The organism is Saccharopolyspora pogona, assembly GCF_014697215.1.
In the GTDB taxonomy this organism is placed as follows: domain Bacteria; phylum Actinomycetota; class Actinomycetes; order Mycobacteriales; family Pseudonocardiaceae; genus Saccharopolyspora; species Saccharopolyspora hattusasensis.
In genome coordinates, this window is the sequence record NZ_CP031142.1 from 6,235,497 (window position 1) to 6,261,579 (window position 26,083).

The 26,083-nt window shown below is 68.9% G+C and carries 26 protein-coding genes and 2 pseudogenes; 11 read left to right on the plus strand and 17 right to left on the minus strand.

Going from position 1 to position 26,083, the window contains the following annotated elements; genetic code table 11:
- Window positions 1-131: 131 nt before the first annotated feature.
- Window positions 132-989 (plus strand): helix-turn-helix domain-containing protein, encoded by an 858-nt coding sequence (locus DL519_RS28920; protein ID WP_190819466.1) that lies wholly within the window; start codon window positions 132-134, stop codon window positions 987-989.
- Window positions 986-1,177 (plus strand): DUF397 domain-containing protein, encoded by a 192-nt coding sequence (locus tag DL519_RS28925; protein ID WP_190819468.1) that lies wholly within the window; start codon window positions 986-988, stop codon window positions 1,175-1,177. The genes DL519_RS28920 and DL519_RS28925 overlap by 4 nt, the downstream gene beginning before the upstream one ends.
- A gap of 409 nt (window positions 1,178-1,586) precedes the next feature.
- Here the strand turns inward: DL519_RS28925 and DL519_RS28930 are convergent, their stop codons facing one another.
- The 4 genes and pseudogenes from DL519_RS28930 to DL519_RS28945 form a co-directional block, all read right to left on the minus strand.
- Window positions 1,587-2,006, minus strand: coding sequence for a tetratricopeptide repeat protein (locus DL519_RS28930; RefSeq protein WP_190819470.1), 420 nt, complete (start codon window positions 2,004-2,006; stop codon window positions 1,587-1,589).
- A complete protein-coding gene (locus DL519_RS28935) occupies window positions 1,942-3,537 on the minus strand; it encodes an ATP-binding protein (RefSeq protein ID WP_190819472.1) in 1,596 nt (531 codons plus the stop codon). The genes DL519_RS28930 and DL519_RS28935 overlap by 65 nt, the downstream gene beginning before the upstream one ends.
- 310 nt (window positions 3,538-3,847) lie before the next feature.
- Window positions 3,848-4,051: pseudogene (locus tag DL519_RS28940) on the minus strand (RNA polymerase sigma factor); the annotation flags it as partial.
- A 123-nt stretch (window positions 4,052-4,174) separates the two neighbouring features.
- Window positions 4,175-5,524 (minus strand): adenine deaminase C-terminal domain-containing protein, encoded by a 1,350-nt coding sequence (locus tag DL519_RS28945; protein WP_190824274.1) that lies wholly within the window; start codon window positions 5,522-5,524, stop codon window positions 4,175-4,177.
- On the opposite strand from DL519_RS28945, the pseudogene DL519_RS28950 reads away from it, so the two are divergent.
- Together DL519_RS28950 and DL519_RS28955 are read left to right on the plus strand one after the other, a co-directional pair.
- Window positions 5,473-6,222 (plus strand): annotated as a pseudogene (locus DL519_RS28950) (LacI family DNA-binding transcriptional regulator); the annotation flags it as partial. The gene DL519_RS28945 and the pseudogene DL519_RS28950 overlap by 52 nt on opposite strands.
- Window positions 6,223-6,293: 71 nt before the next feature.
- The gene (locus DL519_RS28955; protein ID WP_190819474.1) at window positions 6,294-7,457 is read left to right on the plus strand and encodes a kynureninase/PvdN C-terminal domain-containing protein; all 1,164 of its coding nucleotides are present in this window, start codon (window positions 6,294-6,296) and stop codon (window positions 7,455-7,457) included.
- 208 nt (window positions 7,458-7,665) lie between these two features.
- Here DL519_RS28955 and DL519_RS28960 read toward each other — a convergent pair whose 3' ends face one another.
- Complete coding sequence (locus tag DL519_RS28960; RefSeq protein ID WP_190819476.1) at window positions 7,666-8,106, minus strand: TetR/AcrR family transcriptional regulator C-terminal domain-containing protein; 441 nt, start codon at window positions 8,104-8,106, stop codon at window positions 7,666-7,668.
- A 16-nt stretch (window positions 8,107-8,122) separates the two neighbouring features.
- Here DL519_RS28960 and DL519_RS28965 point away from each other — a divergent pair, with 16 nt between their 5' ends.
- A complete protein-coding gene (locus DL519_RS28965; RefSeq protein WP_190819478.1) occupies window positions 8,123-8,860 on the plus strand; it encodes an ABC transporter permease in 738 nt (245 codons plus the stop codon).
- 91 nt (window positions 8,861-8,951) lie between these two features.
- On the opposite strand, the gene DL519_RS47410 is transcribed toward DL519_RS28965, so the two are convergent.
- Window positions 8,952-9,119 carry a hypothetical protein gene (locus DL519_RS47410; RefSeq protein ID WP_223839667.1) on the minus strand — a complete coding sequence of 56 codons (168 nt, stop codon included), beginning with the start codon at window positions 9,117-9,119 and terminating at the stop codon, window positions 8,952-8,954.
- A gap of 88 nt (window positions 9,120-9,207) precedes the next feature.
- Here DL519_RS47410 and DL519_RS28970 point away from each other — a divergent pair, with 88 nt between their 5' ends.
- The gene (locus DL519_RS28970) at window positions 9,208-9,549 is read left to right on the plus strand and encodes a hypothetical protein (protein WP_223839670.1); all 342 of its coding nucleotides are present in this window, start codon (window positions 9,208-9,210) and stop codon (window positions 9,547-9,549) included.
- 157 nt (window positions 9,550-9,706) lie between these two features.
- On the opposite strand, the gene DL519_RS28975 is transcribed toward DL519_RS28970, so the two are convergent.
- The 3 genes from DL519_RS28975 to DL519_RS28985 all read right to left on the minus strand — a co-directional run bounded on the left by DL519_RS28975 (window position 9,707) and on the right by DL519_RS28985 (window position 12,588).
- Window positions 9,707-11,500, minus strand: coding sequence for an FUSC family protein (locus DL519_RS28975; RefSeq protein ID WP_190819480.1), 1,794 nt, complete (start codon window positions 11,498-11,500; stop codon window positions 9,707-9,709).
- 427 nt (window positions 11,501-11,927) lie between these two features.
- Window positions 11,928-12,266, minus strand: coding sequence for a hypothetical protein (locus DL519_RS28980; RefSeq protein ID WP_223839671.1), 339 nt, complete (start codon window positions 12,264-12,266; stop codon window positions 11,928-11,930).
- A gap of 40 nt (window positions 12,267-12,306) precedes the next feature.
- Window positions 12,307-12,588: a hypothetical protein gene (locus DL519_RS28985; RefSeq protein ID WP_190819482.1), complete on the minus strand. Its 282-nt coding sequence runs from the start codon at window positions 12,586-12,588 to the stop codon at window positions 12,307-12,309.
- A gap of 306 nt (window positions 12,589-12,894) precedes the next feature.
- On the opposite strand from DL519_RS28985, the gene leuA reads away from it, so the two are divergent.
- Window positions 12,895-14,688 (plus strand): 2-isopropylmalate synthase, encoded by a 1,794-nt coding sequence (leuA, locus tag DL519_RS28990; protein ID WP_190819483.1) that lies wholly within the window; start codon window positions 12,895-12,897, stop codon window positions 14,686-14,688.
- Between the two features lie 149 nt (window positions 14,689-14,837).
- On the opposite strand, the gene DL519_RS28995 is transcribed toward leuA, so the two are convergent.
- The gene (locus DL519_RS28995; protein ID WP_190819484.1) at window positions 14,838-15,533 is read right to left on the minus strand and encodes a DedA family protein; all 696 of its coding nucleotides are present in this window, start codon (window positions 15,531-15,533) and stop codon (window positions 14,838-14,840) included.
- A 214-nt stretch (window positions 15,534-15,747) separates the two neighbouring features.
- Here DL519_RS28995 and DL519_RS29000 point away from each other — a divergent pair, with 214 nt between their 5' ends.
- The 3 genes from DL519_RS29000 to DL519_RS29010 all read left to right on the plus strand — a co-directional run bounded on the left by DL519_RS29000 (window position 15,748) and on the right by DL519_RS29010 (window position 19,260).
- On the plus strand, window positions 15,748-16,917 hold the full coding sequence (locus DL519_RS29000) for a mandelate racemase/muconate lactonizing enzyme family protein (protein WP_190819485.1): 1,170 nt from the start codon (window positions 15,748-15,750) through the stop codon (window positions 16,915-16,917).
- 472 nt (window positions 16,918-17,389) lie between these two features.
- Complete coding sequence (locus tag DL519_RS29005; RefSeq protein ID WP_223839672.1) at window positions 17,390-17,644, plus strand: hypothetical protein; 255 nt, start codon at window positions 17,390-17,392, stop codon at window positions 17,642-17,644.
- A complete protein-coding gene (locus DL519_RS29010) occupies window positions 17,620-19,260 on the plus strand; it encodes an alpha-amylase family protein (RefSeq protein WP_190819489.1) in 1,641 nt (546 codons plus the stop codon). The genes DL519_RS29005 and DL519_RS29010 overlap by 25 nt, the downstream gene beginning before the upstream one ends.
- 27 nt (window positions 19,261-19,287) lie before the next feature.
- Here DL519_RS29010 and DL519_RS29015 read toward each other — a convergent pair whose 3' ends face one another.
- Together DL519_RS29015 and DL519_RS29020 are read right to left on the minus strand one after the other, a co-directional pair.
- The gene (locus DL519_RS29015; protein ID WP_190819491.1) at window positions 19,288-19,446 is read right to left on the minus strand and encodes a hypothetical protein; all 159 of its coding nucleotides are present in this window, start codon (window positions 19,444-19,446) and stop codon (window positions 19,288-19,290) included.
- A gap of 92 nt (window positions 19,447-19,538) precedes the next feature.
- A complete protein-coding gene (locus DL519_RS29020) occupies window positions 19,539-20,450 on the minus strand; it encodes a LysR family transcriptional regulator (RefSeq protein ID WP_190819493.1) in 912 nt (303 codons plus the stop codon).
- A gap of 72 nt (window positions 20,451-20,522) precedes the next feature.
- Between DL519_RS29020 and DL519_RS29025 the strand changes: the two genes are divergently transcribed.
- Complete coding sequence (locus DL519_RS29025) at window positions 20,523-21,455, plus strand: EamA family transporter (RefSeq protein WP_190819495.1); 933 nt, start codon at window positions 20,523-20,525, stop codon at window positions 21,453-21,455.
- 77 nt (window positions 21,456-21,532) lie between these two features.
- Here DL519_RS29025 and DL519_RS29030 read toward each other — a convergent pair whose 3' ends face one another.
- From DL519_RS29030 to DL519_RS29050, 5 genes are all read right to left on the minus strand, one after another.
- Entirely contained in the window at window positions 21,533-21,709 is a 177-nt protein-coding gene (locus tag DL519_RS29030; RefSeq protein WP_168586137.1) for a hypothetical protein, read from the minus strand.
- Window positions 21,710-21,830: 121 nt separating this feature from the next.
- Window positions 21,831-22,964 (minus strand): ABC transporter ATP-binding protein, encoded by a 1,134-nt coding sequence (locus DL519_RS29035; RefSeq protein WP_190819497.1) that lies wholly within the window; start codon window positions 22,962-22,964, stop codon window positions 21,831-21,833.
- 103 nt (window positions 22,965-23,067) lie between these two features.
- Entirely contained in the window at window positions 23,068-24,066 is a 999-nt protein-coding gene (locus DL519_RS29040) for an ABC transporter ATP-binding protein (RefSeq protein WP_190819499.1), read from the minus strand.
- Window positions 24,067-24,080: 14 nt separating this feature from the next.
- Window positions 24,081-25,013 (minus strand): ABC transporter permease, encoded by a 933-nt coding sequence (locus DL519_RS29045; protein ID WP_190819501.1) that lies wholly within the window; start codon window positions 25,011-25,013, stop codon window positions 24,081-24,083.
- A 4-nt stretch (window positions 25,014-25,017) separates the two neighbouring features.
- Complete coding sequence (locus DL519_RS29050) at window positions 25,018-26,028, minus strand: ABC transporter permease (RefSeq protein ID WP_190819503.1); 1,011 nt, start codon at window positions 26,026-26,028, stop codon at window positions 25,018-25,020.
- Between the last annotated feature and the right edge of the window lie 55 nt (window positions 26,029-26,083).

The following is a 26,083-nucleotide window of genomic DNA, read 5'->3' on the forward strand; positions in this document are numbered from 1 at the left end:
CTCTGGCTCGAAGTCGAACGTGCGAAACAGGTTCGGCGCTGTCTGTAGCCAGATTGCCCGTCTAGTAGACACTGATCAATTACACGATTAGGCGAAGTGCCTGGTAGTTGAATCTGCCTACGATGTGTCTCGTGCCTGTAGACACAAACGGCGTGACACCACGCGCTCGCGCGCTTGCAGCAGCCATCCGCACCGTCCGAGAGCGTTCGGGCGTCAGCGGGCGCGAGTTGAGCAGACGCCTGGGGTTAAGCCACGGCACGGTGTCGCACTGGGAGACCGGACGCCGGGTGCCGACTCCGGAGGACGTCGCCTCGCTGTTGACCGCCGCCGGGGTGACCGGCAAGGAGAAGCAACGGTTGGTCGAGCTGGCGCGGCACGCCAGCGAGCCGAACTGGCTTACCGTTGGCATGCCAGGAATACCGCACCAACTTGCAGGTGCCGTGGAGTGCGAACGATCAGCCTCGTCAATCGTCGAGTGGGCACCATCGGTCATTCCTGGGCTGCTGCAGACCTCCGAGTACGCCCGCGCGATTTCGACTGTGGGTGGGCTACCGGCTCATGAGGTTGAATCCCGCGTAATGCTGCGGATCGCCCGTCGCGAGGTCGTCGTGCGCAAGAACCCTGTGCATTTCCTAGCGCTGATCGGCGAGGACGCCCTTCGCGACAACATCGGCGCACCCGAGACGATGCGTGAACAGCTCCAGTATCTGCTGGACCTCAACACGCGGGAGAACGTATCGGTCCATGTGGTGCCACCGAGAATCGGCTGGCACCCGGGACTGGTTGGGCCGTTCGTGCTCTACGACTTCCCAGATGCACCTTCGGTCGTGCACTTCGAGCACTACAGCTCCGGCGCCTTCGTTCCGGATGAAGACGACGTTCAGGCGTATCGGCATGCAATCGACAGCATCCTTAAAATCTCCCGTAGCCCAGACACCACGGCGAAACTTATCGCAGAGATCATCGACGGGATGGAGCACGCGAGATGACCACGGTCCAGGGTTGGAAGAAGTCCACCTACAGCCACCCGAACGGCAACTGTGTTGAGGTCGGGTGGTTATCCGGCGGTACCGCTGTGCGGGATACCAAGGACCGGGATGGCGGGTTCTTCGTCGTCGGCCGGGCTCGGTGGGCCGAATTCGTTGCCTCCGTCAAGAGTGAGCGGTTCGAGTGCTGAGGTATTGGCCTTGCCGCTGGTCACCGGGTCGTGAGTCTTTTGGGTTGCCCAGGCTTTCGCGGTTTTGATGATCGGGCGCGGCACGGCGGCGTGACCTTGAGGTGATCATGATAGGAGCATCGGCGGTGCCTAGTAACCGCGCCCGATGAGGGGAGAGATTCCGCCGATGCTCCATCCCGAGACCTTTACCCGCGTCGCTGCGTGTGTTGCTGGAGGTGTTGCGGTCGTGTTTCATCGCGCCGACCTTCGCAACGTTCACTGCGCTGTGTGCCGGGTTGATCTGCCAGACGGCGGCGCACGATGTGCGGGATGTGGAGTGCGGCCGGGCTGGTCATCAACCGGCTGCTGCCAGCGGGGGGCGGCAGTCAAGCCGGCGGCCCAGGACAGCGGGTAAGCTTCGTGGCATCGGTCAAACAGCAGGCAACGCTTCAAGGTCGGCTCGCACGTCTGCTGCTTCGGCCTGCCCGAGGCTATCGAAGACTGCCAACGCTTCCTGTAGCGCGCGCCGTGCCCCTGGCAAGTCCCCGGCATACCGCAAAGCCTTGCCAAGCGAACGAAGACTCGCTCCTTCGCCTTGCCGGTGCCCGATCTTGCGCCGAAGCTCCAGTGCTTGTCGGTGCGTCTTGATCGCCTCATCGATTCGACCCGAGGCGAAGTACGCGTCTGCAAGGTTGTTCAGTACGAATCCCACGCCCATCTCTGCGCCGACTTCGCGATCGAATCGCAGCGCCTGCTGGAAGTGCAGGTACGCCTCTTCGAACCGATCAAGTTTGGCATAAAGGAGCCCCAGCGCACCGTGCGCTAGTGCCTGCAAATAGGCGTCTTTCACCTCTCGTAACGATCTCAAGGGCACGCTGAAGCGGCTGCACGGCTTCTGTGTGCTGGTCAGTGCCGATCAAGGCGTGCCCAAGCGCGATCAAAGCTTTGGCCCGGCCGTGTCGGTCTCCGATTGCGTCGAAGCGAGGAAAGGACAGCTCCGCGTATCGCGCCGCCGCATCGAAGTCCTTGCGGTCGTAGTACGCGATTCCCAACTCATACAGCAGGATCGCCAGAGCTGATTCATCGCCGAGCCTTTGAGCTGCGTCGACCCCGATGTCGTAGGTCTCGATCCAGTCGTTGGTGTAACCACGCAGGTGGAACAGGTACATCAAGGTGCGGGGTAGCTGCCAGGAGTGCTCAAGCAAGTTCAACGCCGCCGCTTGCTTGATAGCAGCACGGAGATTATGTCGTTCGGTTTCCCACCACGCCACCGCTGCCTCGTTCTCATCAAAGTCGAGCCCGATGACTTCGGATTTCGGTATTACAGCGGTGAAATGCCTAGCACGCGCGGTCGTCTGCTGATCCGCCGCCGCGCTCGACCGGAGGTAGAAGTCGAGCAAACGGCGGATGGCCGTTTGGCGGGCGTCTACTGACTCATCAGTAGCCGCGCATTCGGCGGCGTAGGACCTGAGCAGATCGTGGAAGCGGTATCGGCCGCGCTCGGGTTGTTCGATGAGGTTGGCGCGCACGAGCTCCGCCAGTGGCCGACGGAGGTCACGCTTGGTCCTGTGGGCGAGTGCGGCCAAGGCGTACACACCGATGTCCGGGCCGGTCGGCAGGCCCATCAGACGGAAAATCCTGGCTGCTTCGCCGGAAAGCGACCGGTAGGACCAAGAGAAGACCGCGCGGACGCCAGTTTCACCACCCGTATCCAGGGCATCTAGGCGTTCGCGTTCATTGCGGAGTTCCTCGACCAGCTCGTCCAGCGGGAAGTCCGCGAACTCCGCTGCCCGGACCGCGACTATGCCCAGTGCAAGAGGAAGACCGGCGCAGTGCGCCACGATTTCCGCCACAGCCTCCGGTTCAGCACTCAGCCGGTCCTGGCCCAGGTAATGGGCTAGCAGTTCGTGGGATTCCTGCTCTGTCAGCACCACGAGAGTCATGGGAGTCGCGCCTTCCCGGACAACGAGGTCGTCGAGGCGGTTTCGGCTTGTCACCAGAACCAGGCAGGTTCGCGTTCCCGGTAGCAATGTCCGCACTTGGTCGACGGTTCGAGCATTGTCGAGAAGAACCAGCATTCGCTTGTTGTGCACGAGGCTTCGGAACATCGCTGCTCGGGCGTCGTCGCTCGGCGGGATGCGCTCTGGCGCAACTCCCAGAGCTGCGAGGAAAAAGCCCAAGGCTTCGTCCGGCGTCATGGGTTCGGCGATCGGGTCGAAGCCACGGAGGTTGACGTACAGCTCGCCGTCCGGGAAGCGGTCGCGCATCCGGTGCGCCCAGTGCACCGCCAGCGTCGATTTTCCCACCCCGGCGGTGCCGTCGATGGTCGACAGCAGCACGACTCCGTCGGTCTGCTCCCCGGCCAACAGCGTGGTCAGCATGTCCTGCTCGACCGCACGGTTCACGAAATGCCGCGCCGCACCGGGCAGTTGCCTCGGCACAACGGAGTCACCGGCACGGTGGAAGTGCACGTCCCCGTGGATCGCGCCCGCCTGCACCACCGGCCCCTGCACCGGAGCCGCCACCTCGTTGCCGACGCCGTCCGACTTCTCGACCACGCTTCCCCCAGCCAGTAGATCAACATTCACCTTGGCAGAGGCCGACAACCGCCAATACCCCCAGACTCGTGAACCACCCGCCCGACACAGCACCGCAGCCACGTTTCCGCAGGTCCAGTCCAATCACCGCGCTCATCTGGTCTACCAGCTTGCGGGAGGCGACGGTGGTCAGCCAGCCTCGCGAGTTGTCCGGCACGCCCGCATCCAGCCACTGGAGTGCGGCCGCGATCAACGCCTCCGGTACGGCGTCCTCGCACGAGTCGAAGACGCCGTACCGGCGGACGAGCCCACCGAGGACCTGCGGCGCCAGCTCACGCAGCAGGTCCTCGACGCTCACGCCTCACCGACCTGGGCCGATCGCTTGAAGTCCCGCTCGCGGCCCTCCGCGAGTGGGCGGAGGAGCACATGGCCGCCATCGACCGAGCCAACGCAGCCGCAGCCCAATCCCAGTGAGGGCAACCTAGACCGGCGCAGTCGGCGGCACAGTCGACGGCACAGTCGGCCAGGGTGCCCCTCGCTCGGAAGAATTCGCCGGCCAGTGGCAGCAGTCGAGGACTTGGGGGGTCCAGTCCCGGGCGAGCACGTCGACCAGGCCGAGGTCGGTGATCTTGACGCTGGGCGAGACCGCGAGGGTCAGCGTCGAAACGCTCATGAACGGGTTCGCGTGCCGCCACCCCCACGCCTCGAGCGCTTCGCGCACTCGGCGGCTGCCCGCCATGACGTTCGCCGTCGGCTCCGCCGACATGACGCCTCCGACGGCCAGCGGCAGTCGCGCCGCCACGCCTCCGGCGTGGGCGACCGCGACGCCGCCGTCGTCGGCTAGCACCGCTTCCGCGGTGGCTCGCATGGCTCGCCGGGTCGTTCCGAGGGTCACGAAGTTGTGGCTGTCGTGGGCGTAGGTGGTGCTCAGGGCTCCGTCGCCGAGGGGCATGCCGATGACCGGCACGCATGCGGTGTTGGGGCGTCCGTGGCGGTTGCGCACCCAGAGCAGCGCGACATGGCCTTCCCACTGCACTTCGCCGTCGACCACTTCGAGCTGCACTTCGGCCGCTTCGGTATAGGTGTCGACCGGATTCACCCGCAGGGCGCGGAATGTGTGCTTCCTGTCGGGGAGGTCGAGCCGCCAGCGGAACTCGTCCGGCGCAATCTCGGCGATGTGCACGGAATCGGCGAAGGGGTGGTCGGCGACGTCCGGCGCAGGGTAGGTCGCCTCGCCGCCGCGGGCCACCACTGCCCCGCCGGCGATCACCGTGTGCACCGCGAAGTCGGCCAGTTCGCCGTCGAGCAGCAGCAGGTCGGCGCGCTTCGACGGCGCGACCACGCCCCGGTCGTACTTGCGGAAGCGCTGCGCGGGGTTCCAGGTCAGCGCGCGCAGCGCGTCCAGCGGCGGCAGGCCGGCCGCGACCGCCGTCCGTCCAATGTGGTCGAGGTGGCCCTTCGCGGCGATGTGGTCGGCCGCCAGGTCGTCGGTCACCAGGCACAGCGGCGGGAGTTGCGGCAACGCCGTCAACGCCGACACGACCTCCGGGAGCAGGCACTTCTCTTTCAGCATCACCGTCATCCCGAGGCGCGCCTTCTCGACCGCGATCTCCGGGGTGTTCTTGGTGTGGTCGGAGTCGATGCCGGTGGCGAGGTATTTGCTGAGCTCTTCGCCGGAGAGGTTCGGGCAGTGCCCGTCGAGGATGGTGCCGCGCTCCCGCGCGACCCGGACGTACTGCAGGTAATCGGGCCGCAGGGCGCCCCAGATCGGGCGCGCAGCGCACGGCCGAGGAAGCCGGGAACGACCTGCTGGTCGTGGTGAGCGACGGATCGCCGGAGCGGGAACGCGCGCTGATCGACCGGCTGCGCGACCGGGTGGACGGTTTCGTGGCCATCACCCCGCGCGGCCCGGCCTCGCTGTTCGGCGCCGCGGACGTGCCGCTGGTGCTGGTCGACCGGCGGATGCGCGGCGTGCCGTCGGTGGTCATCGACACCCCGGGCGGGCTGCACGAGATGGGCGCGCACCTCGCGGAGCTGGGCCACCGCCGCATCGCCTACCTCGGCGGGCCGCGCGGCTCGTGGACGGACCCGCGCCGGCTGGAGGGCCTGCGCAGCGGATCGGGGCAACAAGTCGTCGCGTTCGGCCCGCTGCCGCCGACCTTCGAGGCGGGCAACCGCGTCGCCGACGAGCTGGTGGCGAGCGGGTGCACGGCCGCCGTCGCGTACAACAGCGCCCTTTTCCTGGGCCTGTTGTACCGGCTCGCCACGCTCGGCGTGCGGGTTCCGGACCAGCTCAGCGTTTGCTGCGCCGACGATCTGGCGGAGCTCGGCCTCGCCGTGCCGGACGCCACGACGCTGCACGTCCCGGCCGATGACGCCGGAGTGTCGGCGGTGCGCACGCTGCTCGGCCTGGTCGACGGGCGGCCACCGGAACCGCGGCACCAGCTGGTGCCGGTCGAGCTCGTGATCGGCAGGACTTCGGCCGAACCCTGCCAAACGGCGCAAAACGCTGCGCCGAGAGCACCATGACCTGGGCCGATGTTCGGCGGCGACCCCGCCACCCGTTACCTACCGCCGAGTAATGCGGTATTACTTCACTCGTGTGGACTAGCACCAGGCCGACGGCGGAGGCGCTCGATCGGGCCGACCCGCTCGCCGGCCTGCGCGTCCGCTACGACCTGCCGCCGGGCCTGATCCATCTCGACGGCAACAGCGGCGGACCGCTGCCGCGCACCACTCCCGCCCGGCTGCGCCGGTTCGTCGAGCACCGCTGGGAGCAGCGAACCGGGCGCCCGCGCGGGGAATCCGACTGGCGCGGGGAGGCCCGGGGCGCTGCGGCCGCGCTCGCGCCGCTGATCGGTGCCGCGCCGAGCGAGATCACCGTTGCCGAGACGCCGTCCATAAACCTGTTCAAGGCGCTGCTCGCGGCGGCCCGGCTGCGCCCGGACCGGCCGGTCCTCGCGGTGGGCAAGGACTGCTTCCCCGCCGACTGCTGGCTGGCGCGGTCCGCCGCCGAATTCATCGGCGGCCGGCTGCACCTGCTCCACAGCAGGGACGAACTGGACCTGCTGCCGTGGGACGAAGTGGCGGTGGTCGCCGTGTCGCACACCGACGAGCGGTTCGGAGGCGTGCGCGACGCCGCCGCTCTCACCGCCGAGATCCACGGGCACGGCTCGCTGGCGCTGTGGGAGCTGAGCGGTTCCGCCGGGGCGCTGGACGTTGATCTGCACAGCTGGGACGCGGATTTCGCCATCGGCTGCGGCCACCGGTACCTCGGCGGCGGCGCGGGGGCGCCGTCGTACTGCTTCGTCGCCGGCCGGCTCCGCGACGCGTTCTCGACGGGCACCTGCGACACGGGCGGCGTGCTGCACCCGCTGGCCGGCGGGTTCGCGGGCTCCGGCTCCAGCTTCTCGGTGGCCGAGCTGTGCGCCGGTCTGTCCATTTTGGATGGTGTGTCGCCGAGGGCGCTGGCGGCCAAGACCGCCGGCCTGGTGGACTTCTTCCTGGAGCGGCTGGGCGACTTCTGTTCGGACGCGCAGATCGAGGTCGCGACCTCGTCCGAAGAAGTGAGCCGAAGCGCGCAGATCACCTTGCGGCACGACCGGGCCCAGCGGATCGCGGACGCGCTGTTCGTCCGCGACGTGCTGGTGGACTACGCCGAACCGGACCTGCTCCGCCTGAGCTTCGCCCCGTCCTGGCTCCGCTACGTGGACATCTGGGAAGCCACCGAACAACTCCACACGACCCTCCACGAAATCGCCTGAACCGCGGGGGTTCCGCCCGCCGCAACAGGAGCGGCCGATGCCCGGCAGCCCCGAGACCTGCGAGATCGGCGGAGCCTGCCGGTTCCAGCCAAGACCGGACCCCGCACCGCCGGGAGCACCGCCCTGGGCAACGAAAGGCCGAACGGCCAACTCGATCTGCGAGCTTCTGGATGCGAAGCCAAACGCGTTGCGGAGAAGCGGGATTAACTCACTCCGGGATCAATTCGGCGACACCGTCGAGCAGGCGCTGGAGGCCGAACTCGAAGATGCTGGCCGGTTCCGAGGCCTGGACGGATTCGGCGCCGAAGCGGGCGATCATCGTCAGCTCACCTGCGTCGAAGACCTCCTGGAGCTTCGCGCTCCGCACGCCCAGCCAGTGCTCCCGGGTGTCCTTCGCGTGCATCTCGCGCGCCAGGGAGAGCGCCGCGCTCTGCGTATGCACCGAGACCATGATCGCCGCCCGGACCATGGTCTCGAAGTCGAGGCCGATCCCGTCGACGGCCCGCATCCGCCAGTCCGTGTAGGCCATCATCCGGGGCGCGATCGGCGGCCGGGTCGTCAGCGCGAACAGCTGCGGCACCCAGGGGTGCTCGACGTAGATCTCCCATTCGTGCTGCGCCGACAGTTCGAGCTTCGCCCGCTCGGTCACCCGCCCGAAACTGCTCGTGGCAACGGGTTTCCTGGCGGTCGGCCTGGGTGCCGGGATCGGCACGCTGTTCATGCCGAACGGGCCGATGCTCGCGGCCGCTGCCGGACCCGCGTGCATCGGCATCGCGATCGGGCTGACGCTCTTGAGCCCCGCCGTGGTGGCAGCGGCGGGTCGTGCCGCGGCATGGGTGCCGAGCGGCGTGGGCAGGCTCGCGATCCGCAACCTCAGCGCCCGCGCGGCGCGGGCCGGCACGTTGGTCGGGCCGCTGGTGGTGCTCGTGGGGATCGCCGCCGGAACGCTGTACATGCAGAGCACGGAGGACAGCGTGCTCGGCGCCGCGCGCCAGACGAACGACATGGGGCCGCAGTTCGCGGCCGCCAACTACCTCGTGGTGGCGATGATCATCATGTTCTGCGTGATCGCAGTGACGAACACCCTGATCGCCGCGACCCGGAACCGGCACCGGGAGTTCGGGCTGCTGCGCCTGACCGCCTCGACGCGGCCGCAGGTGCTGGGCGTGGTGGCGGTGGAGAGCGCGGTTTCGGCCGGTATCGCGGTCGTGCTCGGCACGATCGCGGCCGCGGTGACCGCGGTTCCGTACAGCATCGTCAAGACCGGGTCGCCGGTCCCGTCGGGGCCGCCGTGGATGTACCTGGCAATCGCGAGCGGCGCTTTCCTGGTCGCGCTCGCCGCCACCCTCCTCCCCACCCTGCGCGCCACCCGTACGCGCCCGATCGCCGCACTCACCACCTGATCACCTGCGCCGAGCGGAAAAGCCCGGCCGCCCGCGGACGGCTTGGGTTCCAGGGTCTCCCGCAATTTCCATTGAAATCGAAGGGGCGGGTTCAAGGGCTTGCTTGCCGCCCGTGATAGGCGGCATCGCCAACGCTGCGCCGCCCGGTCTGCGCGACCAGCCCGGTGGCAAGCACGGTGAACAGAGTGAACGTGCCTCGACGGCGAAACACCGGACGAAACATCTCCAGCACCGCTGCCCAGGACCCTGGCAAGATCATCGCCGTATCCGACGCCGGCTACCGCCCAAGGAACGCAACACACCACCACCCCGCGCAGCCACAACTGCGGGGCGCCATGATGGGCAGAGTGCCTGACACACCCAGCGAGCCCACTCGCACCGCCGTCACCCAGCGGATCACCGCGCACGTCACCCGCGGCTGGCCCGACCTCGGCGAGCCCGTCGTGCGCCACCACGGACAGTTCTGCTACGTCAGCGCCGTCCTACCCGGCCACCATGACCCCACACCGATCCTGCGCCTGCGCTACCAGGGATCAGCCGACCGCTGGGCCATCGGAATCTACCTGGCCAGCAAAGACCGCTACACCGAATCCGAGCTACCTACCAGCTTCGGGCCCGAAACCGGCACCCCGGAACAAGGCATCGACCACACCTTCATCCTCTACGCCGGCCCCAGCCTCCACCCCTGACAACGCCCAGCCACCACGCACAAACACGACCACGAAACTGCGGAACTCGACTTCCAACCTCTGCGACGCTATCGACCCGGGCGAGCACGGCTTCCGGTTCGAGCGCGCCACCACCATCGGATTGGGCGGCACGCACTGCCCGTTCCACTTCAGCCGCTCACGAGCCGACGCCGGTGTAGATCCGCTCCAGTTCTTCGCGGAGTTCCGCGGGAGGTACCTGGGTCGTGCGGAGTTGGCGGGTCGTGGTGCGCATCGTCGACACCAGGCGTTGGGCTTCTTGGAGGTCGTGGGGCTCGTTCCGCACGGCCTTCTCCGTGGCGGCGTCGACCACCCGCTCCAGGAGGATGATTGCCGGCCACCAGCGTTCGGCCTCCGCCGCTGCCGTCGGGTCCATCAGCTGCTGTTGGAGGGCTGCGCGGAGATCCGCCAGCTGGCGGTAGGTGCGGCGGCGCAGCGCCGAGCGGCCGTGGTGGACTCCGGCCAGCGACTGGGACACGTACTCCGAGACCGCCTCCACCGCGTCCGCGAACCGGCCCGGCAGCGCCGGACCCCGGTTCAGCGGGCGCAGCAGGAAGCCGACGACCAGGACGATCCCGCAGCCGACGACCGTGTCCACCAGCCTGGCCGCGGGCAAGAACTGCTGGTTCTGGCTCATCTGCAGCAGGACCAGCGCCGTCACGACCGCGCTGAACAGGCCGTAGTGGCGGCTGAGCGCGACGGGCAGCTTGGCGGCAAGGGCGACGATGAACGGCAGCAGCCACCAGCCGGCCGGCACCAGGGCGATCAGCGCGAACGCGATGAGCACGCCGATGATGGTGCCGACCGCGCGCAGCAGGACCCTGGCGAGGACCGAGCCGGAGTTCGGCTTCAGCACGAGCGCGACGGTCAGGGCTATCCAGTACGGCTCGGCCATGCCCGTCGCCAGCCCGAGCCCCTCCGCGAGCGCCAGACACAGCAGCATCCGGCACACCTGGGCCCAGGTGGAGCGGCCGAAGGTCAGCCGGAGCCGCTCGTGGTGTTCGCCGGACACCTGCGGATGCTTCGTGCGCCGGAACGCGGCGATCAGTTCCGCGATGCCCCGGTCGAGTGCGCGCACCAGCGGCGACTCGTCCACGCCTGGCTGGTAGGGCGGCGGGACGTCGCCCGTGCGCATGCAACGCGCCAGCGTTCGCAGCGCTTCGCGGGCACGCTCGGGCGGCTGCTTTACCGCGTGCGCCAAGGAAACCGACGCCTCGACGATGGGCGTGGCGTACGTGTAGACGAGGTAGAGGCGGTCGCGCACGCGGCTGCGTGACATCGAACCTCCGCCCACGAGCACGTCGTGCGCGTTGTCGAGCGCCTTCGTCAGCTCCTGCCGCGCGGTGATCGGCGAGTCGAACATGCGCAGCGTGGTCTCGAAGATCGCCGCGACCGCGCCGCGCGCCGGGGCCGTGCCGCGGAACGGCCAGGTGGCCGCGATGATCGCGAGCACCAGCAGCTCACCGGCGAAGAACCACCAGACCTGCGCGCCGAGCGGCAGCGTCGACTTCTCCCCGGTCGCAACCACGCAGAACGTCAGCATGTGCGCGCCGCCGGACGACCACAGGTCGCCCATCCGGCTGGACAGGACCGACGGAACCGCCACTGCGAGCACGATCGCCGCCGCCCACCACGGCCCCGGCGCGGCGGCTCCGGCAGCGAACCCGAGCGCGCCGAGGATCGCGGCCAGGCCCACCCGGAGCAGCCGGTACCGGTACGAGCCGGTCAGGTCCGAGAAGCTCGCGCACAGCGCGCCGACCGAGGCCAGCACGGCCTCGTCGATCCGGCCGGTGAGCAGGCCCACGACCTGCGGGGCACCCACGCCGATGCTCGCCGCGCACGCCCGCGTCCAGTCGGCGGGAATCGGTATCGGGCGCAGCAGCCGCGGCAACCACTGCGGCAGCACGAGCCTGGGGAGCGCTTCGGTCGTCACACGCACATCCCTTCGGTGACGGGGGGACACGCGCTCCACACCGAGCGGCTTTGAGGATGCTTCCGATTGTCACGCGGCAACTGCCACGGCACCGCAGAACGCCACCGGCGTCACATCTTGGGTTCGATCACACCCGGGCTGCCCCCAGGCTCGTTCTGAGTGACGGTGCGGGTAGCGGCCCCCTGCGGGAATTACGGTCGCCGTCGGACTCCGTCCTACGCAATTTCCATTGAAATCGAACCGGCGGGTTCAATGGAAATCGCGGCCCCCTCGCCGGGAGCCGACAGGGTGAGCACGGCCTGAGAACCCGCGGCGGTGCCGGTTGCGGGGCGGGCCCGTGAGCGGTTTTTGTGTTTATAGCGCCAAAAAACGCTCACAAATCTTGGCCTGCAGAGCGACGATTCCAGTAAAAATCCGAAGTGGACTTTCAGGCGAGGGCGTGGAGGATCCGCACGGCCATCGACGTGGCGATCAGCCAGAACAGCGCCGCCACACCGTAGTTGACCGCCACCGCGAGCGTCGGGTCGGCCGGCATGAACAGGTCCTGGAAACCCAGCGCCAGCGTCTCCGCACAGGACGCCACGAACTGGGTGATGCCGTTGTCCGGGTTGGCGCCGGCGACGGTGAACACCACGTGGATCACGAGCAGCGCAGCACCGAGGTTGCCCGCCCACCGGACCACGTTGACGAGCACACCGACCACACGGGCCCGCGCCCGTCGCAGGTCAGCGCGACGCACGCCGCCCTCCTGCGCTTCCGTGCTCACGTCATTCGCCACGATCTCCAGTTTGGCACGACCGGGGAGGTCAGCCGAACACGCGAGCCAGCACCCCGCCCACCAGCACCCAGAAAACCGCCGCCAGGCCGTAGTCGAGGAGCACCTGCAGCACCTCGCCCGGCGCCTGCACCAGACCGGGGAAGAACAACGCCAGCGGCTCGGCCGCCTGCGCCACGGATTGCGCCAACCCGTTCTCCGCCGGGAAACCGGTCACCACGAACACGATGTGCAGCACCAGCAGCGCGGCGAACAGGAATCCCGCGCCGTTGATCAGCGCCGCGACCGCGGACCGCCCCTTCTTCGCCGCCATCCGACCGCCCCTCCCCTTGATCCTCCGACCACTTTGCCAGGCGCGGAGATCGGGAAGTCAGGAATCGCCCGAAACCGGCGGACACGCGGTTCGCAGCCGGGATTCCCCTGATCACCACGTGTCATTTCCCACCATCTGGACGTCCCGCTTGCATTTCGGGCCACTACTGCGGTTAGCCTAGGGCCGTGGCTCGCGTTCTCCTGCTTCGCCGCCGCGACGGGGTCTCATAGACCGGCCCCTCGTCGCGGGGTTCGAACGCGCCGGTCGTCGGTCCAGACCCGGTAACCGAGCAGGAGAACCACTCGCATGAGCAGCAACACCCCCAACGCCCAAGCCCCGTTCGCCGGCAAGGTGCGCAAGCCGTCCCGGCCAGCGCCCGCCGACCAGGCTCCGTGGAACACGCAGCTGGGCAGCGCCATGCCCTACCACCGCTACCGCCCGTTCCACGAGCTGGTCGAGAAAGTATCGCTGCCCGACCGGACCTGGCCGGACAACCGCATCACCAAGGCCCCGCTGTGGTGCGCGGTCGACCTGCGCGACGGCAACCAGGCACTGATCGACCCGATGTCGCCGGCCCGCAAGCGCCGCATGTTCGACCTGCTCGTGCAGATGGGATTCAAGGAGATCGAGGTCGGCTTCCCGGCCGCCAGCCAGACCGACTACGACTTCGTCCGGGAGATCATCGAGGATGGCGCGATCCCCGAGGACGTCCGCATCCAGGTACTGACCCAGTGCCGCCCGGAGCTGATCGAGCGGACCTTCCAGTCGCTGGAAGGCGCGCCGCGGGCGATTGTGCACATCTACAACTCGACCTCGATCCTGCAGCGCCGCGTGGTGTTCCGGGAGGAGCGCGAGGGCATCAAGAAGATCGCGACGATGGCCGCCGAGATGACCCTCGAACTGGCCGGCAAGTACTCCGACACCGACTTCCGCTTCCAGTACTCGCCTGAGTCCTACACCGGCACCGAGCTGTCCTACGCCGCCGAGGTGTGCGACGCGGTCACCGAGATCTGGCAGCCCACCCCGGAGCGGCCGGTGATCCTGAACCTGCCCGCCACCGTCGAGATGGCCACCCCGAACGTCTACGCCGACTCCATCGAGTGGATGCACCGGAACCTGGCCCGCCGCGACTCGGTGATCATGTCGCTGCACCCGCACAACGACCGCGGCACCGGCGTTGCCGCCGCCGAGCTGGGCTACCAGGCCGGCGCGGACCGCATCGAGGGCTGCCTGTTCGGCAACGGCGAGCGCACCGGCAACGTCGACCTGGTGGCGCTGGGCATGAACCTGTTCAGCCAGGGCATCGACCCGCAGATCGACTTCTCCGACATCGACTACGTCAAGCGCACCGTCGAGCACTGCAACCAGCTGCCAGTGCCGGAGCGGCACCCGTGGGGCGGCGAACTGGTCTACACGGCCTTCTCCGGCAGCCATCAGGACGCCATCAACAAGGGCCTGGACGCGCTGTGCGACGAGGCGAACAAGGCCGGGACCGGCGTGGACGACTACCCGTGGGAGGTGCCGTACCTGCCGATCGACCCGAAGGACGTGGGCCGCACCTACGAGGCCGTGATCCGGGTCAACTCGCAGTCCGGCAAGGGCGGCGTCGCCTACATCATGAAGACCGAGCACCAGCTGGACCTGCCGCGCAAGCTGCAGATCGAGTTCTCCAAGGTGGTGCAGGCGCACACCGACTCCGAGGGCGGCGAGGTCAGCCCGACGGCGATGTGGTCGGCGTTCTCCAGCGAGTACCTGGAGGCCACCGCGCCGCTGAAGCTGGTCCGGCAGCGGGCGGCCGGCGAGAACGGCAACGAGAGCATCACCGCGACCGTGGTCGTGGACGGCGAGGAGCAGGAGATCACCGGCACCGGCAACGGCCCGGTATCGGCCTTCGTCGACGCGCTGAGCAGCATCGGCTACGACGTGCGGGTCATGGACTACCACGAGCACGCGCTCACCGCCGGTGACGACGCGCGGGCCGCGGCCTACCTGGAGTGCGCGGTGGGCGACAAGATCTATTGGGGCGCCGGCGTCGACACCTCGACGATCACCGCGATGCTGCGCGCAGTGGTGTCCGCGGTGAACCGCGCCAACCGCTGACCTACGCAGGCGCGAACGGCCCGTTCACCCCGTCGACCGGGGCGAACGGGCCGTTCGCTCGTGGCCGGGGTCACAGTTTCCATCGAAACTGCGGTTCCCCGGGTGCCATGCCGTTCCCAGTTGCAAATTGAAACTGCGGGCCAGCGGGGTCAGCGCACTGGAGCGTCGGTTTCGGGTTCGGTGCGTTCGGCCTCGACCGGTGGTTCTCCGGATCCTTCCGGCTTCTCCGCTTCTTCCAGTTCCTCGGCTTCGTCGGCCTTCTCCGCGCGGCGGCGCACCACGTGCACGATCAGCCAGCCGACGACGACGGTGACGATGAGGGCGACCCACGAGAACCGGTGGAACCACTGCCCGGCCACCACGCCGAAGACGTAGGCCAGCGTCGTCACCGTGCCCGCCCACGCGATGCCGCCCGTCGCGTTCGCGATCAGAAACTTGCGGTACCTCATGCCGAGGATGCCCGCCAGCGGACCTGCGAGGATGCGCAGCAGCGCCACGAAGCGGCCGCCGAACACCGCCCACGCGCCGTAGCGGTCGAACGCCCGTTCCGCCTGGCGCACCGGTTTCGGGCCGAAGTGCTTCGGCAGCTTGCGCCCCAGCCAACCCAGCAGCGTGCGCCCGTAACGCTTGCCGACCGCGTAGCCGATCGAATCACCGATGATCGCGCCGCTCGCGGCGATCGCGCCCAGCGCGATCGGATTGACGACGCCCTGCGAGGCCGCGACGCCGGCACTGACGAGCATGATCTCGCCGGGCAGCGGGATCCCCACGCTTTCCAGCCCGATGATCAATCCGACAACAAGGTAGATCACCCCGGGTGGGATCGTGTCCAGCCACTCGATCATGAACGCCCATCTCGATTCGAGAACGCCTCGCGGTCGTCTGGGCCGACCGGCCCCCGGCCAGGGTACGTATGCGAACCGCGCTTGGCGCCATCGACGGCCGGGGAAGGCATGTCCATCATTGGCGCAGCACGAAGGTTGGTGTGACGGTAACCACACAGCAGTCGCGAGCGGGCGCAGCTCCGAGCCGCTCACGACGCCCTGGGGGGAGGGCGTTTTGCGCATAATCGGCATCCGCAGCATCCCGGTCGCCGTGCCGTTCAACACCGACGAGAAGTGGGCCTACGGCAGTCGGCGCGGCCTGGTCAGCGTGCTGATCGAGATCGACACCGACGAAGGCATCACCGGCCTCGGCGAGGCCCCGGCGTACCCGTCGGCCGAGATCGTGCTCGCCGTGCTGCGCTCGGTAGAGCGGTTCGCCATCGGAGAGGACCCGTTCCGCACCGAGCGGATCGCGAAGCTGATCGACATCGTCGGCACCTGGCACCACGTGGGCACCACCAGCCCCGCGATGGCCGCCATCGACATGGCCTGCTGGGACATCGTCGGCAAGGCCTGCGACCAGCCGCTGGTCAACCTCCTCGGCGGCCCGCTGCGCGAGGAGGTCGAATACCTGCACTACGTCCCGCAGGGCACCCCGGAGTGGATGCGGGAGCAGGCCGCCCGGGGCGCGGCGGCCGGCTTCGAGAGCTTCTACGTGAAGGTCGGCGACGCGGACCAGGCCACCGACATCGAGCGGGTCGCCGCGATCCGCGACGGCCTCGGCGCCGGGCCGTCGCTGCGGATCGACGCCAACGAGTCCTGGTCCCCAGCGGCGGCGCTGCGGGCCCTGCGCGCACTGGAGCCTTATGACATCGAGTTCGCCGAACAACCGGTGTCCGGCCGGAACCTTCCCGAGATGGCCCGGCTGCGCGCCCGCGCCGGGGTGCCGCTGCTTGCCGACGAAGCGTCGCGGACTCGCTACGACCAGCTGAACGTGATCCGGCAGGGCGCGGCCGACGCGATCTCGGTGGACAACATGCTGGACGGCAGTCTGCTGAACCTGAAGCGCTCCGCCGGGATCTGCGAGGCGGCGGGCCTCCCGGTCGTCAAACAGAGCCTCGGCGAGCTCGGGGTGGCGACGTACGCCGCGGCCCACCTGATCGCCGCGACGCCGGGATTCCGCTGCGCCAACCAGTCCTACGGCCGGCTGCTAGCCGACGACGTCGTCGAGGGCGGCCCGTTGCCCTATCCGGGTGGCAGGCTGCGGGTACCGGACCGGCCGGGCATCGGAGTCCTGCTCGATCGCGACCGACTGGCCCGCTACGCGGAGTTGTACCAGGTCGCAGGCCATGAGTACGGCTACGCCGACCCGGCGGACGGCACCCCGGAAGCGCCGAACCGGTGAGCGGAGTACGCCGGAAATCGCAATCCGCTGGGCCGAAGAGCAGCGCCCGGTACGGTGAACACACTCGACCAAAGATGGTATTGCGCCTTCCTCCTAATCGGCACCATTGACATCGTCGCGGGACGCCAGGCGACGCCCCTGGGGAACACAGGATCAGGGGGAGCGGCCGTAGGACTGGGAAACGTCGGGGCACGGCCCCTCCCCCTGGTTTCTGTTAGTTCCAGGGTGTCCTGGTGGTTCCAGGCTCTTCTTGCGTAGCGGTGCGGGGTAGCGGAACGTCAGACGCCGCCTGGACTGCGGGATCCCCGATTTACGTATGTTCGACTCCGCGATCCCTGCTTTCCGCCCTTGCTTGGTCGTTCCTTCCCAGCCGAGTCCCCGTCTTTGATCACTCGTTCGGTCTACGGGGCTTGATGATGGGCGGATCACCGGGTTACGTCAGGCACCAAAGCTCAGCAGTGTTGAGGTGGACATGTGGCCGACCGAGGATCCGACCGAGAAGCTCCGCTGGCGAATCCCGTGCATCGCACCGTTGGGTTCGGGCACCATGACGGTGCTGGTGGTGGGCGATCGGGTCGCGGTGGTGCTGCCCCCTGGTGACACGCTGGTCTTCACCGCCGACGAAGCCGATGACCTCGCCGCGCTGCTGGATCGAGCCGCGGGCTACCTGGCCCGCGGTGCGGAGGTACCGGAGGCGACGTCGTGGCCCTCATCGACACCGACCTGAGCTTCGATCCCCAAGACCCCTACTTCCCCGTTCCCGGCGCGGCCGGGGTGGAGTGGGCGCTGCAAGTCTTCACCACGGCCAACGGCTACGGCATGGACGTCGAGCGGACGCACGTCCGCGAGGGCGACCGCATCCACGTGCACGCCGACCGGTACGCGCGGCTCGGGCAGCAGGTGTCGGTCGAGGCCGGTGAGGCCGACATCGAGGTGACCCGCACGGCCGGCGTGCTGGAGTGGTCGATCACGGTGCGCCACGACGAGCCGGTGAAGGCGGTGAAGCTCCTGCTGCGTGGCCTGCCTGCGGACCAGTTGCGGGCCGGTTGGTGGGCGCCGAACACCGGTCGCGGCTGGGCGCACGGCGTCAACGGCCAGCGGTTCCAGTTGGAGTACCCCGGCTCGGACTGGGCGACGCCGTGGGTGGCGGCCGGGGACGAACCGAACGGGCTGGCGCTCAGCGTCCGCGATCCGCTGGTGCGGCGGAAGATCCTGCACGTCCACCAGCCGCCCTACGCGCCGGGCCCGATCGCGGAGCTGGTGCACGTGCCGTCGGCCACCGCGCGCTCGACCACCTGCCGGGTTCCGTCGATCCGGCTGCGACTGGGCACCACCGAGCACAGCGCCGACGCTGACCTGGACGAACATCTGTCCTTCGTGGAGGGTGCGCAGAACCTGGTGCCGTGGTCGTCCCGCAAGGACGTGCCGGAGTGGCTGCGGCAGACCGCGCTGGTGGTGACCCTGCACGGGCAGCACTGGACGGGCTACGTATTCAACACGTTCGCGCAGATGGCCGAGGCGCTGCGGTTCGTCTCGCAGCACATCGACCCGCACCGCGTGCTGGCCTACCTGCCCGGCTGGGAGGGCCGCTACTACTACGCCTACCCGCGGTACCGGCCCGGCGAAGACCTGGGCGGCGCCGAGGGATTCGCCGCGCTCGCGCACACCGCGCGGCAGCTGGGCGTGCGGCTGATGCCGATGTTCGGCGGGCACGGCGCGAACGTGCTCGAGTACCCGGTATGGGAGCAGTCGGTGCTGCGCAACGACACCAACCGCTACGTGGAGCTGCTGAACCGGCCGGACTGGGACAGCGACCGGGTCGGCGAGGGCGACCAGGTGTTCCTAAACCCGGGCGAGCCGGAGTTCCGCGCCCACCTGGTGGCGTCGATCTCGGCGCTGGTGCGAGATTTCGGCGTCGACGCGGCCTTCCTGGACACCCTGGGCTACTGGTTCAACGACCCGCGCTACGAGGTGATCGACGGCTACCGCCGGATGGCCGACGAGCTGCGCCGCCGCCACCCCGAGCTGGTGCTGGCGACGGAGGGCTGGTGGGACGCGCTGTCGGCGATCTTCCCGCTGAGCCAGCAGTGGTACGGCGCGGACCGCGACCTGCGCAAGCCCCGCATCCTCACCCGCTACGCCCGCACCACCGGACACCTCGCCGAGGGCACGCCGGGCCCCGGCAGCACCGGTGTGCACGAGAAGGGGTTCCTGCGCCGCCCGTCCGATGTGGCGCGAGAAGCCCACATCCCGGTGGTCGGCATAACCGACGACACCCTGCCCACCCACGCCGAAGAGGTGGCGGCGATCTGCCGCTGGGCCCGCGACCACGCCCCGAAGTAATGCGCAGAAGGTCAACATTTGCGCAGGTCACTGGCTAATCATCAGTCCCGCGGCCAGATTCGAACCCAACGACGCCGACGCGGCCGATTCCGGCGCGATGGGCTCGGAGGAGGCACCACCACCGCAACCGGCCGCGCTGATCAGGGCGGCGAGGGTGACCGCGAACATGCGAACCCGTCTGGCCATTCCGGTCTTCGCCTTCTGCGCGATCGAGGACGAACGACGATCACGTTCTTCGCAATCCGCCCGCGCCACCAGCGAAGTTCGGTCCTTCTGAGCTACTTCTGATCGCGCAGCCCGGTGGCGGCGGCCGCCTCCGCCAGCAGGGCGTCGAGGACCACCCGGACCGCCGGGCGTTCCGTCGCCCCCTTCCGGGAGACGACCTCGACGTTGCGTCCGGCACGGACTCCTGCCAGCGGGCGCATGACCAGTCGCGAACTGTCCACTGTGTACCTTGGGAGCAGCGCGACGCCGTGGCCGCCTGCGACCAGTGCCTCGGTCACGCGGAAGTCGTTGATCCGCTGCACGACCTTCGGCCGGACACCCGTACGGATCGCGAGGGAACGCAGCACGTCGTCGACCGGGAAGCCGATGTCCACGCTCAACCAGGGTTCGCCCACCAGCTCGGCCGGTTCGATGCGGTCCTTGGCGGCGAGGCGGTGGCCCTGCGGCAGCGCGACGTCCAGGGGCTCCCGCAGCAGCGGCGTGATCGCCATGCGCTCGCTGTCGAACGGCGGCGCTTGGTCGTTCCGGTGCGTGACCACGAGGTCGAAGTCGGCGGTCAGCTCGGGGACTCCCGGCGGGGTCATGTCGACGTCGCGGCACTCCAAGCGCACGTTGGGCTCCTCGGCCATCCGCCGCAGCAGTCCCGGGAGCAGCAGCAACGCGCCGGACGGGAAGATCGCGACCCGCACGACGCCGCGCGGCGTGGACCGGTAGCTGTCCAGCTCGGCCTCGGCCCGGTCCAGCGCGGCGAGCACCTCGTCCGCGCGGGCTGCGAGCGACCGGCCGGCGTCGGTGAGGCGCAGCCCGCGACCGGCCGGTTCGGTCAGCTGCACGCCGACCTCGGCCTGCAGCGCGCGGATCTGCTGCGACACCGCCGACGGGGTGTAGGACAGGGCCCTCGCGACGGCGGTCACGGTTCCGCGATCGGCGAGTTCCCGCAGGAGTCTCAACCTGCGAACGTCCATGAAGGAATACTACACATTACCTGTAAATAATAGCGCTTGTTCTTCACGGAACCGACCAGCAGGCTGCCAGTTGTGACCTCTCGCGACCGCTTGCTGGCACTGGTGGTCGCCGTGCTCTGGGGCGGCAATTTCATCGCGCTCGACTACGGCCTCGGCCAGTTCCCACCGCTGTTCCTCGCCGGACTCCGCTTCGCGGTCCTGCTGCCGGTGCTCCTGTTCGTGCCGCGCCCGAAGGTGCCGTGGCGCTGGCTGCTCGGCTACGGGCTGTTCTTCGGCACCCTGCAGTTCGCGTTCCTGTTCGTGGCGATGAACATCGGAATGCCGACCGGGCTGGCCTCACTCGTGCAGCAGGCGTCGGCGCCGTTCACCGTGCTGCTCGGCGCGCTGCTGCTGCGGGAGAGGATCACCCCGGTTCAGATCGTCGGCATCCTCGCGGCGGTGCTCGGCATGTTGGCGATCGGCTGGCACCGCGCCCAGAGCGCCAGCCTGCTGCCGATGCTGATCACGCTGTGCGGCGCGTTCTCGTGGGCGCTGGGAAACCTGTGCAGCCGGAAGGCGAACGCGCCGAACCCGCTGCACCTGACGCTGTGGATCGCCATCGTGCCGCCGCTGCCGATGTTCGCGCTGTCCGCGATGGTCGAAGGCCCGACGGCGGACTGGCAGGCGGTGGCGACCGTATTCGACTCGCCGACCGGCTGGTACGCGATCGGCGGGCTCGCCTACACCTCGCTGCTGGCGACCATCATCGGCTCGGGCCTGTGGACGACCCTGATGGGCCGCTACCCGGCCAGCCTGGTCGCGCCGTACTCGCTGCTGGTGCCGGTGGTCGGCTTCACCACGGCCTGGCTGGTGCTGGGCGAGCAGCCGCATCCGATCGAACTCACGGCCGGAGCGGTCGTGGTCGGCGGCGTGCTGCTGGGCAGCATCAAGCTCACCCGGCGAACTCCCCAGCCCGAGATTGAACCCGAACCAGCCGGAGCAAGCCCACCACTCCGAGCAAGCTGACGCATAGCCCCTGGTCACCACCCGTGAGCGCTTTTGAGGGCTATAACACCCAAAAACACTCACGGGCCTGACCGGCCCTAACGGGTGGGGCCGCGTTCGAAGTCCGGGTTGCAGACGTGGATGCCGTTGCCCTCCGGGCAGTCGTAGGGCACCAGGAGCCGGTCGGTCTCGGTCATCAGGCGTTCCGCGGTCGCCCGCTCCAGGATCGCCCGGTGCTCGCACGCGGAGCACCGCGCAGCACTGCTGTACCTCACCCACTGCCTCCGTTCGTCCGGACCTAGCGATCTTGTAAACCTAGATGTTCGGACGCCGGCGGCAGCAGACAACGCGCGATTTCGATGGAAATCGAAGGTCCGATTTCCATTGAAATCGCGCTCAGGCCGGGTGGGCGGAAGTGACGTCGAGGTCGCCGAAGTCCGCCGGGTTCACCGCTTCGGCCGGCACCTCGTGCGGCTTCAGGCGGCCGTCGCGGATGTCCTCGGCGTAGTGGCACGCCACCCGGTGTCCCGGCTTCAGCTCCCGCAGCTCCGGCCGCTCCGTGTCGCACCGGGTCGACTGCCGCCACGGGCACCTGGTGTGGAAGCGGCAGCCCGACGGCGGCGCGGCCGGCGAGGGCAGGTCGCCGGAAAGCAGGATTTGCTCGCGCTCGTCCTCCACCGTCGGATCCGGTACCGGGACCGCCGAGAGCAGCGCCTTCGAGTACGGGTGCAGCGGCTCCTCGTACAGCTCGTCCGATGTGGACTCCTCCACGATGCCGCCGAGGTACATCACCCCGACCCGGTCGGCGATGTGCCGCACCACCGCGAGGTCGTGCGCGATCACCAGGTACGTCAACCCGAACTCGGCCTGCAGGTCCTCCAGCAGGTTCAGCACCTGCGCCTGCACCGACACGTCCAGCGCGGACACCGGCTCGTCGGCCACCACCAGGTCCGGCCCAACCGACAGCGCCCGGGCGATGCCGATGCGCTGCCGCTGGCCGCCGGAGAACTCGTGCGGGTACTTGCGCAGCGAGGTCGACGGCAGGCCCACGGCCGACAGCAGCTCGCGCAGCCGCTTGTCGGTGGCTGCCCGGCCGGTGTCCATCCCGTGCGCCCGCATGCCCTCGACCAGCAGCGACTGCACCGACTGCCGGGGATCCAGGGACGACAGCGGGTCCTGGAAGACCATCTGCATCCGGCGGCGCATCCGGCGCAGCTGCTCGCCCTTCATCCCGGACAGGTCGACGCCGTCGAACACCACCCGGCCCCCGGTCGGCTTCTCCAGCCGCAGCACCGCGCGCCCCAGCGTCGACTTGCCGCAGCCGGATTCCCCGACCAAGCCGTAGGTTTCGCCGCGTTCGATGCGCAGCGACACCCCGTCGACGGCGTACACGTGGCCGACCGTGCGGTCCAGCACCACGCCGCGCTTGATCGGGAAATGCACCTCGACCTGGTCGACGTCGACGAGCACTTCCCCGGTCAAGGTCGCCGAGGTCGCTCCGCCCTCCGGGGTCTCCGGCGTTTCCGTCATGACCACTCCACGGTTTCGTGCGATCGGCTTGCGTGGCGCCGTGCGGGTCGTGAGTGACTGTTCCGGTAAGAACCGGACGAACCACTCACGAGCGGACCGCCACTCATGACGCCTCCACCGGGGTCGACATCGTCTCGCGCATCGGGTTGTGGCAGCGCAGCAGTCGCGCGCCGACGTCAATGCTGACGTCCGGGGTCTGCTGCTCGCAGACCTCCTTCGCGTTCGGGCAGCGCGGGCAGAACGCACAACCGGCGTCCCACGGGATGTTGTCGCTGATCGAGCCCTTGATTGGCGACAGCCGCTGGCCGCGTGGCGAATCCAGCCGCGGGATCGAGGCCAGCAGGCCCGCCGTGTAGGGGTGCCGGGGCCGGGCGAACAACTCGTGCCGCGCGGCCCGCTCCACCACCCGGCCCGCGTAAAGCACGTTCACCTCGTCGCAGAGCCCGGCCACCACGCCCAGGTCGTGCGTGATCATGATCAGCGCGGTCTCGGTCTCGGTGACCAGCTCGGCCAGCAGCTGCAGGATCTGCGCCTGGATCGTCACGTCCAGCGCGGTGGTCGGCTCGTCGGCGATGAGCAGCCGCGGCTTGCAGGCCAGCGCCATCGCGATCAGCGCGCGCTGCCGCATGCCGCCGGAGAGCTGGTGGGGGTACTCCTTCAACCGCCGCCTCGGGTCCGGGATCCCCACCCGCCGCAGCAGGTCCTCGGCCTCCGGCATCGCCTCCTTGCGCGGCAGCCCGCGGTGCCGCTCGACGACCTCCGACACCTGCAGGCCGATCGGCACCACCGGGTTCAGCGAGGTCAGCGGGTCCTGGAAAACCATGCTCAGGTCGCGGCCGCGGCGCTGGTCCAGCTCGCGCCGGGGCAGCTGCAGCAGGTCGGTGCCGTCGAAGTTGACCGAACCGGAAACCTCCGCCCCGGTGCTCGGCAGCAGGCCCATGATCGCCAGCGAGGTGACCGACTTCCCGCATCCCGACTCGCCGACCAGGCCGACGGTGCGGCCCGGATAGACGTCGAAGGAGATGCCGTCCACGGCGGTGACCGGCGGCTCGCCCTTGCGGGCGAAGACCACCGAGAGGTCGCGAACTTCCAGCAGTGCCATTGGTTTCCTCACCTCTAGCGCCGGCGCTTGGGGTCCAAGGCGTCCCGCAACGATTCGCCGGCCAGCGTGAACCCGAGCGCGACCAGGATGATGCAACCGGCCGGCCAGAACGCCAGTTGCGGGTGCGAGTCGATGATGTTCTGCGCGCCGCCGAGCATCTGCCCCCATTCCGGCACCGAGTCGTCGGCCGCGCCCAGTCCCAGGAAGGACAGCGCCGCCGCGTCGATGATCGCCACCGCCAGCACCAGGGTGGCCTGCACGATGACCGGGCCGAGCGCGTTCGGCAGCATGTGCCGGAACACGATCGCGCTCTCCTTCACGCCCAGTGCCCGCGCGGCCAGCACGTGATCGCTGGCCCGTTGCGCCAGCATCGTGCCCCGCAGCAACCGCCCGAAGATCGGCACCTGCACGATCGCCACCGCCAGGATCACGGTGAACTGGGTCTGCTGCGCGAACAACGCGCCGATCGACACCGCCAGCAGCAGCGACGGCACCGACAGCATCACGTCCGCGATCCGCATGACCACGGCGTCCACCCAGCCGCCGAACGCGCCGGCCAGGATGCCCAGCACCAGGCCGCCGCCGAGCCCGATCACGGTGGCCAGCACCGCGACCAGCAGCGTCTGCTGGGATCCCAGCAGCAGCCGGGAGAACAGGTCCCGGCCGTACTGGTCGCCGCCGAGCGGGAAACCCTCCTGCGGCGGCGGGATCGTGTTGTCCGCGCGCGAAACCTGCTGCTCCAGCAGGCGTTGCGCCGGGTCGTGCGGGGCCAGCACCGGCGCGAGCAGCGCGAGCAGCACGAACGCGGCGATGATCACCGCACCGACCACGAACACCGGGTTGCGCTTAAGCCGCCGCCACGCCGACGCGGCCAGGCTCACCCCGGCGTCCGACGCCGTCTCTGCTAGCGCGTCGATGCGTTCCTTGCGCTGCGTTTTCAGCACCATGACCTCACCGTGTCCGCAGTCGTGGGTCGATCAACGCGTACGAGAGGTCGACTATCAGGTTGACCAGCACATACACCATCGCGGACGCCAGGATCACCACTTGCAGCACCGGGAAGTCCTTGCGCTGGAACCCGATCGCCACCGCCTGGCCGACCCCCGCGATGTTGAACACCCGCTCGGTCAGCACCGCCCCCGCCAGCAGCGCGCCGGTCTGCAGGCCGATCGTCGTCACCACCGGCAGCATCGCGTTGTGCAGGATGTGCCGACGCCGGATCACCATGCCCGTCAGGCCCTTCGCCCGCGCGGTGCGCACGTAGTCCTCGTCCATCACGTCCAGCACCGCGGCCCGGGTGATCCGGAAGATCACCGCGAACGGGATGGTGGACAGCGCGATGGCCGGCAGGATCAGGTGCACGAACGAGTTCCACGCGGCGTCGAACTCGCGAGTCAGGAGCCCGTCGAGGATGTAGAAGCCGGTCACCCGCGTCGCGTTCAGCCCGACGTCCTGGCGGCCGGAGGCCGGCAGCGCGCCCAGCTGGATGGCGAACACGAACTTCAGCAGGAACGCCAGGAAGAACACCGGCACCGCAACACCGATCAGCGACCAGGTGATGCTCACGTTGTCCAGCCAGCTGCCGCGCTTGCGGGCCGCCAGGTAGCCCAGCGGGATGCCGACCACGACCGCCAGCAGCAGCGCCAGGATCGACAGCTCCAGCGTGGCCGGGAAGCGGGTCAGGAACACCTCCAGCGCGGGCGACCCGCGCTGCACGCCGGTCGATGTGCCGAAGTCACCGGTGATGGCGCGCCCCAGGAAGCGCCAGTACTGCACGAAGATCGGTTGGTCCAGGCCGAGATCGGCCTCGAGCCTGGCTCGCGCCTCCGGCGTGGCGCGGTCCCCCAGCAGCGCTGACACCGGGCCGCCGGGCAACATCCGCAGCCAGGCGAACAGCAGCATCGACAGCACAACGACGACCAGCGCCAGCTGCGCGAGCCGTCGGATCGTGAAGCGGAGCACCACGAAACCCCCGTTTCGTCAGTCCGGACATGAGCGCGCGATTTCGCGCGAAACC

Excerpts from the sequence above, each read along its gene's own strand:
- DL519_RS28925 (WP_190819468.1), top strand. The coding sequence starts at position 986 with ATGACCACGGTCCAGGGTTGGAAGAAGTCCACCTACAGCCACCCGAAC.
- DL519_RS28935 (WP_190819472.1), bottom strand. The coding sequence starts at position 3,537 with ATGCTGACCACGCTGTTGGCCGGGGAGCAGACCGACGGAGTCGTGCTG.
- DL519_RS47410 (WP_223839667.1), bottom strand. The coding sequence starts at position 9,119 with ATGATCTTGCCAGGGTCCTGGGCAGCGGTGCTGGAGATGTTTCGTCCG.
- DL519_RS28985 (WP_190819482.1), bottom strand. The coding sequence starts at position 12,588 with ATGGCGGCGAAGAAGGGGCGGTCCGCGGTCGCGGCGCTGATCAACGGC.
- leuA (WP_190819483.1), top strand. The coding sequence starts at position 12,895 with ATGAGCAGCAACACCCCCAACGCCCAAGCCCCGTTCGCCGGCAAGGTG.
- DL519_RS28995 (WP_190819484.1), bottom strand. The coding sequence starts at position 15,533 with ATGATCGAGTGGCTGGACACGATCCCACCCGGGGTGATCTACCTTGTT.
- DL519_RS29005 (WP_223839672.1), top strand. The coding sequence starts at position 17,390 with ATGTGGCCGACCGAGGATCCGACCGAGAAGCTCCGCTGGCGAATCCCG.
- DL519_RS29015 (WP_190819491.1), bottom strand. The coding sequence starts at position 19,446 with ATGGCCAGACGGGTTCGCATGTTCGCGGTCACCCTCGCCGCCCTGATC.
- DL519_RS29020 (WP_190819493.1), bottom strand. The coding sequence starts at position 20,450 with ATGGACGTTCGCAGGTTGAGACTCCTGCGGGAACTCGCCGATCGCGGA.
- DL519_RS29035 (WP_190819497.1), bottom strand. The coding sequence starts at position 22,964 with ATGACGGAAACGCCGGAGACCCCGGAGGGCGGAGCGACCTCGGCGACC.
- DL519_RS29040 (WP_190819499.1), bottom strand. The coding sequence starts at position 24,066 with ATGGCACTGCTGGAAGTTCGCGACCTCTCGGTGGTCTTCGCCCGCAAG.
- DL519_RS29045 (WP_190819501.1), bottom strand. The coding sequence starts at position 25,013 with ATGGTGCTGAAAACGCAGCGCAAGGAACGCATCGACGCGCTAGCAGAG.